Origin of the sequence: Sporosarcina sp. SAFN-015 (genome assembly GCF_051966875.1) — a bacterium.
Lineage (GTDB): Bacteria > Bacillota > Bacilli > Bacillales_A > Planococcaceae > Sporosarcina.
Genome location: NZ_JBQCKP010000010.1, coordinates 32,185 through 45,993 on the forward strand (window position 1 = coordinate 32,185; position 13,809 = coordinate 45,993).

15 protein-coding genes are annotated in these 13,809 nt (G+C 43.0%); all 15 read left to right on the forward strand.

The features are described 5' to 3' along the window. Positions 1 to 10 precede the first annotated feature (10 nt). The 15 genes from ACTHPA_RS15850 (at position 11) to mreD (ending at position 13,790) form a co-directional block, all read left to right on the forward strand. A complete protein-coding gene (locus ACTHPA_RS15850) occupies positions 11 to 1,390 on the forward strand; it encodes a VanW family protein (RefSeq protein ID WP_440501569.1) in 1,380 nt (459 codons plus the stop codon). A 30-nt stretch (positions 1,391 to 1,420) separates the two neighbouring features. After that, complete coding sequence (locus tag ACTHPA_RS15855; RefSeq protein WP_440501570.1) at positions 1,421 to 3,079, forward strand: GspE/PulE family protein; 1,659 nt, start codon at positions 1,421 to 1,423, stop codon at positions 3,077 to 3,079. A 10-nt stretch (positions 3,080 to 3,089) separates the two neighbouring features. Beyond that, positions 3,090 to 4,127: a type IV pilus twitching motility protein PilT gene (locus ACTHPA_RS15860; RefSeq protein WP_440501571.1), complete on the forward strand. Its 1,038-nt coding sequence runs from the start codon at positions 3,090 to 3,092 to the stop codon at positions 4,125 to 4,127. A gap of 2 nt (positions 4,128 to 4,129) precedes the next feature. Further along, a complete protein-coding gene (locus ACTHPA_RS15865) occupies positions 4,130 to 5,341 on the forward strand; it encodes a type II secretion system F family protein (protein ID WP_440501573.1) in 1,212 nt (403 codons plus the stop codon). 119 nt (positions 5,342 to 5,460) lie between these two features. Then, entirely contained in the window at positions 5,461 to 5,898 is a 438-nt protein-coding gene (locus tag ACTHPA_RS15870) for a competence type IV pilus major pilin ComGC (RefSeq protein ID WP_440501575.1), read from the forward strand. 21 nt (positions 5,899 to 5,919) lie between these two features. Next, positions 5,920 to 6,873: a type IV pilus biogenesis protein PilM gene (gene pilM / locus ACTHPA_RS15875; protein ID WP_440501577.1), complete on the forward strand. Its 954-nt coding sequence runs from the start codon at positions 5,920 to 5,922 to the stop codon at positions 6,871 to 6,873. A gap of 3 nt (positions 6,874 to 6,876) precedes the next feature. After that, a complete protein-coding gene (locus tag ACTHPA_RS15880; RefSeq protein WP_440501578.1) occupies positions 6,877 to 7,512 on the forward strand; it encodes a PilN domain-containing protein in 636 nt (211 codons plus the stop codon). Beyond that, entirely contained in the window at positions 7,505 to 8,188 is a 684-nt protein-coding gene (locus ACTHPA_RS15885) for a pilus assembly protein PilO (RefSeq protein ID WP_440501579.1), read from the forward strand. Before ACTHPA_RS15880 ends, ACTHPA_RS15885 begins: the two co-directional genes overlap by 8 nt. After that, positions 8,185 to 8,940: a prepilin peptidase gene (locus ACTHPA_RS15890; protein ID WP_440501581.1), complete on the forward strand. Its 756-nt coding sequence runs from the start codon at positions 8,185 to 8,187 to the stop codon at positions 8,938 to 8,940. Before ACTHPA_RS15885 ends, ACTHPA_RS15890 begins: the two co-directional genes overlap by 4 nt. A gap of 89 nt (positions 8,941 to 9,029) precedes the next feature. Beyond that, the gene (locus ACTHPA_RS15895; RefSeq protein ID WP_440501582.1) at positions 9,030 to 9,698 is read left to right on the forward strand and encodes a hypothetical protein; all 669 of its coding nucleotides are present in this window, start codon (positions 9,030 to 9,032) and stop codon (positions 9,696 to 9,698) included. A gap of 100 nt (positions 9,699 to 9,798) precedes the next feature. After that, positions 9,799 to 10,398, forward strand: coding sequence for a Maf family protein (locus ACTHPA_RS15900; protein ID WP_440501584.1), 600 nt, complete (start codon positions 9,799 to 9,801; stop codon positions 10,396 to 10,398). 28 nt (positions 10,399 to 10,426) lie between these two features. Then, positions 10,427 to 11,104: a RadC family protein gene (radC, locus tag ACTHPA_RS15905; protein ID WP_440501768.1), complete on the forward strand. Its 678-nt coding sequence runs from the start codon at positions 10,427 to 10,429 to the stop codon at positions 11,102 to 11,104. Between the two features lie 239 nt (positions 11,105 to 11,343). Further along, positions 11,344 to 12,360: a rod shape-determining protein gene (locus ACTHPA_RS15910; RefSeq protein WP_440501586.1), complete on the forward strand. Its 1,017-nt coding sequence runs from the start codon at positions 11,344 to 11,346 to the stop codon at positions 12,358 to 12,360. 18 nt (positions 12,361 to 12,378) lie between these two features. Next, on the forward strand, positions 12,379 to 13,275 hold the full coding sequence (gene mreC / locus ACTHPA_RS15915) for a rod shape-determining protein MreC (protein ID WP_440501587.1): 897 nt from the start codon (positions 12,379 to 12,381) through the stop codon (positions 13,273 to 13,275). Beyond that, positions 13,272 to 13,790: a rod shape-determining protein MreD gene (gene mreD / locus ACTHPA_RS15920; RefSeq protein WP_440501588.1), complete on the forward strand. Its 519-nt coding sequence runs from the start codon at positions 13,272 to 13,274 to the stop codon at positions 13,788 to 13,790. Before mreC ends, mreD begins: the two co-directional genes overlap by 4 nt. The last annotated feature ends 19 nt before the right edge of the window (positions 13,791 to 13,809 follow it).

The following is a 13,809-nucleotide window of genomic DNA, read 5'->3' on the forward strand; positions in this document are numbered from 1 at the left end:
GTTCGGAGAAGTGTTCCAATTAAACAAAAAAACATTAACTATTGGTATTTCTTCTATAGTGGTTTTGATTTTTATGTCAAGTGTCGCCTTAGCTTCTGATTTTCGATTTGGTAAGCAATTTGAAAATCACACATACGTAGGGCCATTCAACATATCTGACAAAAAAAACGAGCAAGCCAAATCCAAATTAGTATCCGACTTTTCAGAGCTTCAATCCAAGCTAGAAGTGAACTTAATTTACCAAGACATCCAATTTTCACTTCCACCTGAAACAATCTCATTCAATATCGACATGTCCTTAGCTAATGCAAATTCAGGAGAAGACAATCCGATTATCGCAAGTGTCTCCCATGATGGATTGAAAACAGTTCTCAGTCAAGAGCTACCAAGCATCCAGTTCTCGGAAGATGCAGTCAAGTCGGTTGCTGCAGGAGTTGAAAAGGAGCTCCAAACAGGGATCATGCCTAGAAATGTTCATATTACTGACTATCTAGCGAATGAAATTCCAAATGAAGTAGTCGCATCAGCAGAATATAACATTGACATGATATCTCCGGCTTTATCTAAAGCAATCAATGCCCTCAATGGAGTGATCATTCAGCCATATGCATCGTTTTCAATGATGGAGCTGTTAACAAGTGAAGAAGTTGGACCACTTACGGATGAGGAAATGACATTACTTTCTTCTATACTTTACACTGCCGTTTTACAGACGAATTTTGAGATTGATGAACGTAATATTAGTGCGTCCTTATCTTCAAACATCCAACAAGGTTTTGAAGCCGCTATGAACCAGACATTAGGACTTGATTTTCAATTTACAAACCCTAACAAGACGGAATTCACTATGCACACAGCTTGGTCTGCTGGGGCAATCCGTCTATCGATCGAAGGCATGCCGCTCTATTACAAATATGAACCTAGTACGACTAATATTGAAACGTATAAACCAAGAATTGTTCGGCAATATAGTTCATTCGTTGATGATGGACAAGTTACTGTTTCTCAGGATGGAAAAGAGGGCATTGAAGCAATCGTTAAACGGACACTTTCTATCGACGGTCAAATTGTTGACACTGAAGACATTTCCGAAGATTTTTATGCACCAATTAATCGAATCGAAATCCATCCATTATCAAAAGGGAATACTTCGGTGACTGATAGTACAGATAGCGAAAATACCACTCTTCCGCAAAACGGTGAAGCTGCTGCTGCGGACGTGGAACCTGGAAATATCAACAGTGAAGAAATAGAATCAAGTGACTCAAATAACTCCAACAATATTAACGGCTCTCAAAACTCAGACACTGAAGATGGGACTGTCCATGAAGAGTCGACTGAAGAAGAGATTAATTACGATAAAAGCGGTCTTCCGATATCAGGGAAATGATATACGTCAAGAAGTGAAAGAGGGATAAAAATGACGACAACACGGAAACGTTTAGGCGATTTGCTCGTTGAATCAGGACTCATTACGGACTTCCAGCTTCAAACTGCATTGGAAGAAAAGCCAAGAGATCAAAAACTCGGAGATGCTCTTCTTCAGAGAGGCTATATTACGGAACAGCAATTGATCGAGGTGCTCGAATTTCAACTGGGGATTCCGCACGTCAATCTTTTCAGGTATCCGTTCGATCCAAAGCTGTTCAATATAGTACCGAAAGAATTTGCTAAGCGAAATTTACTTGTCCCGTTAAAGGCGGAGGGGGACAGGCTATTTGTAGCGATGTCCGACCCTATGGATTATTTGGCTGTCGATGACTTGCGTTTGTCAACAGGCTTTCACATCGAAACAGCGATTGCCTCAAAAGACGATATTTTACGGACGATATCGAAGTATTATGAAGATGAATTGCTGGAAGACTTTTTCATCGAGCAACCTGAGGAAACGAGAGAGCAGCAAGATGAATTGACGGATCTTGATTCGCCGATTGTCCGTCTTGTCAATCAGTTATTGTCTTCTGCAATTACGCAGAAGGCGAGTGATATACATATTGACCCACAGGAACATCAAGTCGTCATTAGGTTCCGAGTAGATGGGATGCTAAAGACCGAACGATATTTGCCGAAACATATGCAGGCGATGCTTACAGCACGGATTAAAATTATGTCGAGCCTTGATATTACAGAGCACCGTGTTCCGCAAGATGGAAGGATTAAGGCAACAATCGACTTCCGTCCGATCGATCTAAGGGTATCGACATTGCCCACAGTATTTGGCGAGAAAGTCGTTATGCGTATTTTGGATTTGAGCAGCTCGCTGAATGACCTTACGAAGTTAGGTTTTAGTCCAACGAATTTAGAGCGGTTCTTGAAGGAAATTGAACGTCCGAACGGGATTGTGTTAATTTCCGGTCCAACCGGTTCAGGGAAATCTTCCACTTTATACGCGGCACTTAATAGATTGAATCAAGAAGAAGTGAATATTATCACCGTTGAAGATCCGGTAGAATATCAACTCGAAGGCATCAATCAAATCCAAGTTAATCCTGCAGTCGGTTTAACTTTCGCAAATGGATTGCGATCGATTTTACGACAAGATCCGGACATTGTTATGGTCGGTGAAATTCGTGACCGTGAAACGGTGGAAATTGCAATTCGAGCATCATTGACAGGTCACCTCGTCCTTAGCACAATCCATACGAATGACTCGATCGCTTCAATCACGAGATTGATCGACATGGGCGTTGAACCGTTCCTTGTAACAGCTTCAGTAAATGCAATTATCGCGCAACGGCTAATTCGCCGTGTTTGTCGGGATTGCGGCAGGGAAATGCCAGCATCGAACCGTGAAAAAGAGATATTCGCAAAACGCGGCAAAGAGATTGAAACGGTTGTCCGTGGACCTGGTTGTGCAGCTTGCAATATGACTGGATATCGTGGGCGTGTCGCCATTCATGAAGTGCTTATTATAAATGATGAAATGCGGGAAGTAATTAATAACCATGGAACTCCGGCAATGCTGCGAGAAATTGCTATGCGGAATCATACTATATTTTTGATCGACGATGGATTGGATAAAGTGAAACGGGGCATTACGACGACAGAAGAAGTGTTGCGTGTTTCGCTTCTGGAATAGGGGTATAGAAATGAATGAAAAAATAAATTCAATATTAAAAAAGGCATTTGAACTACAAGCGTCCGATATTCATTTGACGGTTGGCGTGCCTCCTGTCTTCAGGATCCATGGGGAGTTAAAGCGTTATGGTGATATATCAGTAGATGATTCTTTTACCGATGAAGCGGCTAAAACGACGATACCAGAAAAGTTATTCAAGACATTTCTTGAAAAAGGACAAATTGATTATTCGTATACATTGAAAGATCTCGTCCGCTTTCGTGTGAATGCGTTTCAACAACGCGGTTCGATTTCGTTGGCGTTCAGGACAATTCCGACTATCGTTCCTTCAATCGATGAATTGCAAGTGCCCGGATCTTTAAAGACACTCGCTGAAACTACCCAAGGACTTATATTAGTGACAGGACCAACAGGTTCTGGAAAGTCCACGACGCTTGCTGCAATGATCCGTTATATGAATGAAACGATGCGTAAACATATTATCACTCTTGAAGACCCGATCGAGTATGTACATTCCCATCAAGCATCTATCATTGACCAACGAGAAGTTGGCTTTGACACAAGTTCATTTGCTGACGGATTACGAGCTTCTTTACGTCAGGATCCCGACGTTATCCTTGTCGGGGAGATGAGGGATTTGGAGACGATTTCAACCGCCATCACTGCTGCTGAAACTGGGCATCTAGTTCTTGCGACGCTCCATACTTGGAGTGCGGCCTCCACAATTGATCGGATCATCGACGTTTTCCCGCACGGCCAGCAATCCCAAATACGTGTTCAGTTGGCTGGCGTTTTGACAGCAGTCTTATCGCAACGTCTCTTTCAAACAGTAGACCGGAAAGGTAGGAGAGTCGCTACTGAGTTAATGATCAACAACTCTGCGATTTCGAACTTAATCCGTTCGGAAAAAGTACATCAAATTCCGAATATCATTCAGACGAACCGTTCAATGGGGATGCATATGATGGAAACTTCGGTCAGACAGCTGCTTGACCGTGGACTTATTTCATACGAGACAGCACTGCCATATATTGAAGGTGATGATTAACGATGGCTCGTTTCAAATATGATGGTCGAGATGCCAAATCCAAAAGAACCGGCGTTGTTGTCGCAGTGAATAAGCGGGAAGCTGCATTGAAGTTAAAGAACCAAGGAATCCGTGTCACTAATTTGACCGAGCAAGCCGAAACGGTTCTTACAAAAGAAATCCATCTCGGAAAACCGATCAAGCGAACGCAGTTCATTATGTTTCTCCGCCAATTTTCGACATTGCTTCGAGCGGGCGTCACGATAGTAGAATCGATCCGCATTCTTTCTTTGCAAGTCGAATCGAAGCCTTTCCAAAAGATTTTAGTTTCTATTGGAGATGACCTTCGTAGTGGTGGAGCATTATCGGACACGTTGATGAAACACCCGAAGGCATTTGAACCATTGGTCATCAACATGATCAAAGCGGGGGAAATGTCAGGAACAGTCGACGATTCGTTAGACAGGCTTGCCGAGCATTATGAGAAAGCCCATATGACAAAGCAAAAAGTCATTTCTGCGATGTCCTATCCGATAGTCGTAGGTATTGTCGCAATTGGCGTTGTCATTTTCCTATTAACTTTTGTCGTCCCGATGTTCGTCGACCTTTTCGATAGCGTCGGTGGAGAACTCCCTTGGCTGACGCAGTTTGTTTTGAAGGCAAGTAATTTCATGGTCAGTTACTGGTATGTTTTTATCCTATTGGTGGCTGCGATCATTGTTGGTATATTGATGATGCGTAGCAATAAGGAAGGGAAGTATATACTAGATTCATTTTTATTACGAATTCCGATTTTCGGTGACCTTATGAAAAAGTCAGCGCTATCTACACTGACGAGAACGCTCAGTTCATTATTTGCTAGTTCCGTGCCAATCTTACAGGCATTGTCGATGACGGAGAAAATAGTTGAAAACGAAGTCATTTCGCGGGTTGTCGGTGAATCAAGACAATCATTGGAAAGAGGCGGCTCGTTGACGGAACCGATGGCGGGTCATTGGGCATTCCCTCCGTTAATTCCACATATGATTGCAATCGGAGAACAAACTGGATCACTTGATGCGATGCTCGGTAAAGTAGCCGATTTCTATGAAAAAGAAGTCGATGCCTCAACGGATCGGCTTAAAGCATTAATTGAGCCCTTAATGATAGTTCTTTTAGCAGGTTTGGTCGGGACGATAGTGCTTTCGATCCTATTGCCGATGTTTAGCCTGTTTACAGAAATAGATAATATGTAACGAATTTTGTCGAAAAATGAAAAGTTATATAAATAGGTAGGTTGATAGTTTCATTTCTACTAGTAGTTTGGTATTCTTAATTTGAAAATGAAAATAAGGTAGAATAGGGAGGAATCATGATGAAAAAGTTTTTACAAAAACGTTTGAAAAATGAAAAAGGGCTAACGCTTGTCGAGTTATTAGCGGTAATTGTGATTTTGGGTATTATTGCAGCGATTGCTGTGCCTTCGATTGGAAGCATAATTGAAAACTCAAGAATCAAGGCCGTTAAAGCAGATGCTTTAAATGCAATTTCTGCTGCGGAACTATACTTTGTGGAAAATGACAAAGCAACAGATGTAACCTTAGAAGTCTTGAAAAATGATGGATATATGTCTGATTTAGGTAAATTAAACGCGACTGATGGAAAAGTGTTTAAGAGAACAGAACAGAAGAAAACAAATATCACCGCTTCAGGAAATTATGCCGATGGAGCTGATAAGACTGTTTCATTCACTACAGCAACTGTACAAGAAATTAATGACAGCGGTAATTCAAAGGTAGTACCTAAAAAATAAAGTTATTTGGGAGTAGTAATAATGCCACTATTCAACCGCCGCAAACAGCCGGCAACACTTACAATTGAAGATGATGCCGTCCGGTTTGTCCGGTTGAAGTCGACTGACCCGCTTGTCGTCGATTGTGCGGAGGAAGTTGTGCTTCCTCCTAACACGGTCGTCGAGGGGAAGATTGTTGATACGGAGACGCTTGTGGTCATTTTGGAAGGGCATTTGAAGGAATGGGGCATCGCGAAGCGTGATGTCCAATTCCTTGCGCCCGATACATATGTGATGATTCGTAAAGTGCCTTATCCGGATGATGTTGAGCCGGATGAATTAAAGGGGCATTTTTTCATTGAAATCGGTTCAACGATTTATTTGCCGTTTGATGATCCGGTTTTTGATGTCGTCCCTTGCACGTTGAATGATGAGAGCAAAGAAGCGATTTTGATTGCCTCAAAGGAAAGTATTTTGGATCAGTACGAAAACGTCTTTAAGGCAGTGAAACTCAATCCTGTCGTTGCTGATATCGGCCCGCTCGCACTGTATCGGCTTGCGTACAAAGTGTATCAATTTTCAGGGCATGAGCATGTGTTGATCGCCGATATGCATGATGGTGTATTAACTGTCTCGATCTTCCATAAGCATTACCCACTTTTCATGCGACCTGTCGATCTGTCACAATCAGCTGATCTTTCAATCGTTGCGGATGTTCACGCAGATCCTCATTCCATTACGCCGACAACGATTGTGATGGAACTTGAAAAGTTGATGAATTTTTATCGATATAATTTACATAACGGAAATGCTTCCATCACCCACTTGCTCGTCAATGGCGAATATAGAGATATGGAAGATTTATTGTCCACCATACGCGAGCGGTTTTCAATCCAAGCGGAACGTTTGCTGAAAAGACCGTTGGAGCTTCAAGATGGACGACAATTGCCCGCAACCTTCAACCGGACGATCGGTTTGGCATTGAAAGAGGTGTAGTACATGCTCGTTGATATTAATTTATTGCCCGAAAAGGAAAGGGAGCGATCGACGCTCCTTATTGCTGCACTCATTGTTATAGGTGCGGCTATTCTTTTTTGGGCTGTTCTTTTTATCCTCTCCCTTTCTTTGTCGAAAGAGGCTGCTCGGACGGAAATGCAAATCACCGCCTTGCATGCAAGCCAAGAAGCGATTCGGGAGGATATTCAGCCTTCCACAAATGCAGATGATTGGGAAAAACTTGCATCGACTGTAGAATGGGCGGAGGCGAATCGGTTCGATACTTTACCTTTATTGCGTGAAATGATCGCTTTATTGCCACAACGAGGTTTCTTTGTTTCATTCGAATTTACAGCACCTCATAAATCAACAGTCATCGTCCAATTCGACAATAAATCCGACGCCGCCTATTATTTGACGAGAATCAAATCTTCGACAGTCGTCTCTTCGGCTACGATGGAATCGTTAGTCGCCGAAAGTCTGGATGAGGAAACAGATTTGGCGACGCTTCCACGCTTTGAAGCGACGTATCATATTGAATACAAAGATGAACGTGGTGCTGTCGTTGAAGTTGAAGGAACAGAAGAAGTTGAAGCTACAGATGAAACAGTTGAGCAGGAGGGTGACTCCGATGAGTAATATGACAAAACGTCAAAAGGAGACGGGACTGCTTATTTTGGCGATCGTATTTCTAATCGTCCTCGCTGCTTATTCGTATTTTCAAATCTATGCTCCTGCGAAAGATTCGGCTGAACGTGCTGAGCAGACGTTGGCGAATGAAAGAGATATCCTTTTTGCATTACAGCGACAAGAGGCTCAGCAAAGTCAATCCAGACTATCGAGCTCTCGTCCTTTGCAGGAAAAGCTGCCTGTAAAGCCCCTTGAGGATCTAATTCTTCTTCAAGTACAAAAGGCGGAAGTGAAATCGGAAGCATTAGTGAATGAAGTGAATTTTTCACTTGAAGAAACGATTATGGAAAATCCTCCTGAACTTGTTGAGAATGTACAAGCTGTCGTTGCGGAAGTGCATTTACAGGCGGATGAATACATGCAGATCGATCGATTCATCGAAGAAATTGAAAAGATGGAGCGAATATTCATTATCAATCGTATTGAATTCACGGCGCCTGAGGAAGTGAGAACGTTCGAACAGGAGAGCGGCTTGATGGATCTCCTAATTACTTTCCATGCGTTTTTCCGGTCCGATTTGGGCAATCTTGAAAATGAAGCTCCCAAAGTGGACGCGCCGGTGCCGGCTGGCAAACAGGATCCGACACCAATTAATCAAATGCCTGGATTGGGTGATCATGAATGAGTATTGTGTGGGTAATTTTATTTTTCTTATACGGCACCATCTTCGGTTCCTTCTTTAACGTCGTCGGCCTTCGTGTGCCGAAAAAGGAATCGATTGTTTCGCCGCCATCCCATTGCACTGCATGCAATCGGAAGCTGCGCACGCTCGATTTGATACCGATTTTCTCCTATATTGCTTTGCGCGGAAAATGTAAGGGATGCGGACAGAAAATTAGCCCGATGTATCCTTTAATGGAATTCCTAACAGGTGCTTTATTTGCATTTTCGTATTACCATATCGGTTTTACATATGAATTGGTTATCGCTTTGCTTTTCGTTTCATTGCTCGTTATCATTACTGTTTCAGATATAGCGTATATGATTATTCCGGACAAAGTGCTACTGCCGTTTGCCATCGCTTTTTTAATCCTTCGATGGATCATTCCAACGTCGCCTTGGTGGGATAGCTTGTTAGGAGCCGCTGTCGGTTTTGTCGTGCTCTTTCTCATTGCTGTCTTGTCGAAAGGCGGAATGGGCGGAGGAGATATTAAATTATTCTTTGTCATCGGTCTTGTGCTCGGTACGATAAATACACTTTTAACATTGTTCCTCGCCTCTCTGATCGGCTCTGTCGTCGGCATATACGTGCTGAAGAAAACCGGGAAAGGCAAGAAGACACCTGTTGCCTTCGGACCATCCATTGCAGCGGCAGCAGTCCTTTCGTATTTCTTCGGAGCAGACTTTGTCGAATGGTATCAGCAATTATTCATTTAAGTCGATAAATTTTTTAGGACAAGGCGACATACGTCTTGTTCTTTTTCATGTCGAGTTTGATACGGTTACTAAAAACGGGGTGGACTGGCATGAATTTCAGAAAGAAATATTCGAAAGTGACAGTTGCGATGGCGATGCTCCATGGTGTATTAATCGGCATTGCTGCAGTAGTGATAGTAGGTTTAATTATTGTCGGAACGAATGGGATAGGGAAGGAAAAAGCGATCGAACAAGAGACAGTTGCGGCAGACCCGCCGACTTCGGGTGAAACAACACCAGCATCCGGCCCGGCCATATCTGGGGATGAAGCCCCTCTCAAACTGTTCGCTAAACAGCATGGTGTGTTTTCATCCGTGCAATCAGCGAAAGATTTCATTGCGCAAGATGTAAGTCTTGCAAAAGCAGCTGTTTTACAAATCGAGGGACAGTTCTATGTGTGGAGTGAGGTCGGCATTCAGGAAGATGAAATTGAAGTGAGCGATTATGAAATGACGTTTAGAAAGCCATTTTTCGTTGATGCATCGTCATGCTCGAACGTGGGCGCTGGAAAATTAAGAAGCGTTTTATCTGAAACCGAATTATCCAAAATTAAAGTTTTGACAACTGCTGCAGAAGGAGAAGTGGAAGATGAAAAGACAGCTGAATTCCGCAAAAATATATTGGGTCTAACAGCGTTCACTTCGGATTTACGTATTGTCCGACTTCATCTGATTTCGAACTATTCCAATAAGGATGGCTGCGCGAAAATTAATTTTTAAAGCCGGAATTCGAGGGGAAATCAAGTTATTGCTGATTTATGAAAATTTCCATTACGCATCTTCTACAGTATGATATAGATAGAATAAGGAGGTTGCATATATGGAATTCATGACGGAAGTACCGATTATTTTAGCTTCTGGCTCTCCAAGAAGGCAGGAGCTGCTTAGGAACATTGGCATACCTTTCGAAACGATGCCGAGCAATGTCGAAGAAGTAGTGGAGTGGACGGAAGGGGATTTTGAAGAGTACGTCCAGAAGCTTGCGGTGAAAAAGGGAGCAGCCGTTTCGAAAGAAAAACCGGATGCAGTCGTCATTGCGGCGGACACGATTGTTGTTTTTGAAGGGGAGGTCTACCCGAAACCATCTTCGAAAGAACAAGCCGAAAGCTTTCTAAGGAAGTTTTCCGGTAACACCCATTCGGTTTTCACGGGTGTGAGTATTATTGGAAACGGATTGTCGAAAGTATTTTCGGTGGAGACAAAAGTAACATTCAAGAAACTAGATGAACAGCTGCTTCAGGCATATGTCGATTCAGGCGACCCGATGGACAAGGCAGGCGGATACGGCATCCAAACAGCGGGTGCGCTTCTTGTCGATAAAATTGAAGGGGACTATTTGAATGTTGTAGGATTGCCTTTATCAAAACTCGTCGAGACATTGCGCAATGAAGGCATCATCCTGTTGAAGGAAGGTGAATGATTCTTTGACAGTCGATGTGAAGAAGCAAATGATGATCCGGGATGTACATATCGCGGATAGACCTCGAGAAAGGCTTATTCGCCAAGGTGCTGGAAGTTTGTCGAATCAGGAGCTCATGGCTATCCTGCTTAGGACAGGCACGAAGGAAGAGTCCGTCTTGATGCTTGCCAATAGGATTTTGAAGTCATTTGACAAGATTCAAGACTTTAAAGATGCGACTGTGGAAGAGATGACGGCCATTAAAGGCATCGGAGAAGCGAAGGCTGTCCAAATTCTTGCTGCAGTGGAGCTTGGGAAGAGGATTTATCGCAAACATTCGGAGGGGCGCTATGTCATTAAATCGCCGGAAGATGCCGCTGCGTATTTGATGACGGACATGTCTTCCCTTGTTCAGGAGCATTTCGTCGTTCTTTTTTTGAATGTAAAAAATGAAGTGCTTCATAAACAGACGATTTTTATCGGTAGCTTAAATTCATCAATCGTCCATCCTAGGGAGATTTTCCGTGAAGCAGTGAAACGATCCGCTGCCTCAATAATTTGTGCACATAATCATCCAAGTGGCAATCCAACACCATCACCGGAGGATATCGAGGTTACAGATAGGCTTGTTGAAGCAGGCGCCATTATTGGAATCGAGCTGCTGGACCATCTTATCATTGGCGATCATCGTTTCATAAGTCTTAAGGAAAAGGGATATATGAGTTAGCAATTAACTCCTAAACTGGTAAAGGATTTATTTGCACAAATAAGTGAGAAAGTGCCCCTAACCCTATAGCATAAAGGGAATTCAATTGCTTAGCATGTTTGTATTTGATAGGAAGGCATTAGCATCAAAATACTTACTATTGCTATTGACACTGTGAATTTGTTCTCCAATCCGTTATAATGTGGTGTATGATTTCAAGAAGACCATTTTATGCGGTCGAATAGAAAGGAAGAACAAATTTGTTTGGATTAGGATCAAGAGATGTCGGGATCGACCTCGGCACAGCAAATACATTGGTATTCATTAAAGGAAAAGGGATCGTTCTTAGAGAGCCATCCGTCGTAGCGAAAAACACAGTGACGAATGAAATCGTGGCAGTCGGTTCAGCGGCTAAAAATATGATTGGACGTACACCGGGTTCTATCGTGGCGACTCGACCAATGAAAGATGGAGTTATTGCGGATTTTGAAATTACAACAGCAATGATTGAGCATTATATGAAAGAAGCGACAAAAGCTGCGGGAAGTGCTTGGAAGAAGCCTAACGTCATGGTATGTGTTCCTTTCGGCATTACATCTGTCGAACAGCGCGCAGTTATCGATGCGGCAAGACAAGCCGGTGCCAAAGATGCGTTTACAATTGAAGAGCCCTTTGCAGCTGCTATCGGTGCTAATTTACCAGTTTGGGAACCTACTGGCAGCATGGTCGTCGATATAGGTGGCGGTACGACGGAAGTTGCAGTCATTTCTCTTGGAGGAATTGTTACGAGCGAATCGATTCGTGTCGGCGGTGACTCGATGGATGGCGCGATCATCAGTTATATCCGTAAAGTGTATAATTTGACAATCGGTGAACGTACTGCGGAAGCTATCAAAATTGAAATCGGTTCAGCGAAAGTATCTGCTAAGCCTGAAAAGATGGAAATTAGAGGCCGTGACTTGTTAACTGGCCTGCCAAAAACATTGGAAATCTCTTCAGATGAAATCGTTGAAGCCCTTCGTGAATCCATTTCACAAATTATTGAAGGCGTTAAGAAAACATTGGAAGCTACACCACCTGAACTTTCTGCGGACGTTATGGAACGAGGAATTGTCTTGACAGGCGGCGGAGCGCTTCTTGAAAACTTGGACAAGGTTATTTCTGATGAAACGAATATGCCTGTTTTCATTGCTGAAGATCCGCTTGATTGCGTAGCGATTGGGACAGGGAAAGCACTCGATAATTTCGAAGTGATTAAAAAGATGCAAGCTAGGTAATGAGGGAGGATTTGGGCAATGCCGCGATTTTTTTCGAATAAACGGTTGATTTTGCTGCTTGTGGGCGTCATTGTCCTCGTGGCATTGATTTCATTCTCCCTAAAAGACAGGCAGAATGCCACCCTTCCAGAGCAAATAGTGAAAGACGTCGTCGGTTTCGGGCAATCTCTTTTCTCGAAACCGGCACATTATATTACGGGCACATTAGATAAAATCGATGGCATTTTGAATACATATGAAGAAAACAAGCATTTAAAAGCGCGATTAAAAGAATATGCCTCTACACAAGCAGAGCTGGCGGATGTGAAGGCGGATAATAAAAAACTCCGTGAAATTGTGGACAAGAAGGAAAGTCTTAGAGATTATGATCCTATTCAAGCGACTGTCATTTCGAGAAATCCCGACCAATGGGAAGAAAAAATCATTATCGATAAAGGTACTGCTGCAGGCGTCGAGTTGAATAGGGCTGTCATAACCTCAAACGGCCTCGTCGGAAAAGTTGTGCTTGTCACTGCTTTCACATCAACAGTGGAATTATTATCGACTGAAAACAGCAATTTCCGGGTTGCTGCAGTTATTCCAGGCGATGAAGCGATTTTCGGTTTGATAGAAGGATATGACCCTTCTCGCGGCGAATTGATAATGAAACGTATCGATTCGAATTTTGACGTCAAGGAAGGTCAAAAGGTTGAATCATCCGGATTAGGCGGAATCTTCCCGAAAGGCTTGCTCATCGGGGAAGTGACGGAAGTGTCAACGGATGATTTTGGATTGACGAAGTTAGCCTATATTCGTCCGGCCGCAGATTTCTCCATGTTGGATCATGTAATGGTCGTACAGAGGTCAACCGGAGTTACGAGTGGTACAGATGGTATAGTCCCTGGGGAGGACGAAAAGGGGGATGATGAATCATGATTAGGTTCATAATCCCTCTTATTGCTGTCATATTATTTTTCCTCGAACCAGTATTCAGTCTTTTCTCACCTGTATCGATCGCAGATGTATCTTACACTCTCGTGCCTCGTTTCGTTATCGTCTATCTGATTTTCATCACCGTCTACTATGGACGGAGGCGTGCAATCCTCTATGGAATCGTACTTGGACTCTTGTATGATATGTATCACATTGATATTATTGGTATATATACTTTTTTATATCCGGTAATCTGCTATCTTGCCGCTTTGATCATCCGGCAAATCCATCGCCACATCCTTACCGTCATGCTTTTATCAATGGTGATGATTGCGCTGCTTGAACTGCTGTCGTTCTTCTTTGCCAGCCTGATTGCATTGACGGCAATCGGCTTCGAAGAATTCATCGTCATCCGACTCATGCCGACAATAATTGCTAATTCTATTTTCGTAGCGATGTTCGGATATTTATTCAAAAGGTTGTTCGATGAAAGAGGACTGCAAAAAGCCGGAATATAATCAAGAAAACTGTGAGGGA

What these genes read in the sequence shown, in the direction of transcription:
- ACTHPA_RS15855 (WP_440501570.1), top strand. Translation starts at nt 1,421, where the DNA reads ATGACGACAACACGGAAACGTTTAGGCGATTTGCTCGTTGAATCAGGA.
- ACTHPA_RS15860 (WP_440501571.1), top strand. Translation starts at nt 3,090, where the DNA reads ATGAATGAAAAAATAAATTCAATATTAAAAAAGGCATTTGAACTACAA.
- ACTHPA_RS15865 (WP_440501573.1), top strand. Translation starts at nt 4,130, where the DNA reads ATGGCTCGTTTCAAATATGATGGTCGAGATGCCAAATCCAAAAGAACC.
- ACTHPA_RS15870 (WP_440501575.1), top strand. Translation starts at nt 5,461, where the DNA reads ATGAAAAAGTTTTTACAAAAACGTTTGAAAAATGAAAAAGGGCTAACG.
- pilM (WP_440501577.1), top strand. Translation starts at nt 5,920, where the DNA reads ATGCCACTATTCAACCGCCGCAAACAGCCGGCAACACTTACAATTGAA.
- ACTHPA_RS15880 (WP_440501578.1), top strand. Translation starts at nt 6,877, where the DNA reads ATGCTCGTTGATATTAATTTATTGCCCGAAAAGGAAAGGGAGCGATCG.
- ACTHPA_RS15885 (WP_440501579.1), top strand. Translation starts at nt 7,505, where the DNA reads ATGAGTAATATGACAAAACGTCAAAAGGAGACGGGACTGCTTATTTTG.
- ACTHPA_RS15890 (WP_440501581.1), top strand. Translation starts at nt 8,185, where the DNA reads ATGAGTATTGTGTGGGTAATTTTATTTTTCTTATACGGCACCATCTTC.
- ACTHPA_RS15895 (WP_440501582.1), top strand. Translation starts at nt 9,030, where the DNA reads ATGAATTTCAGAAAGAAATATTCGAAAGTGACAGTTGCGATGGCGATG.
- ACTHPA_RS15900 (WP_440501584.1), top strand. Translation starts at nt 9,799, where the DNA reads ATGGAATTCATGACGGAAGTACCGATTATTTTAGCTTCTGGCTCTCCA.
- radC (WP_440501768.1), top strand. Translation starts at nt 10,427, where the DNA reads ATGATGATCCGGGATGTACATATCGCGGATAGACCTCGAGAAAGGCTT.
- mreC (WP_440501587.1), top strand. Translation starts at nt 12,379, where the DNA reads ATGCCGCGATTTTTTTCGAATAAACGGTTGATTTTGCTGCTTGTGGGC.
- mreD (WP_440501588.1), top strand. Translation starts at nt 13,272, where the DNA reads ATGATTAGGTTCATAATCCCTCTTATTGCTGTCATATTATTTTTCCTC.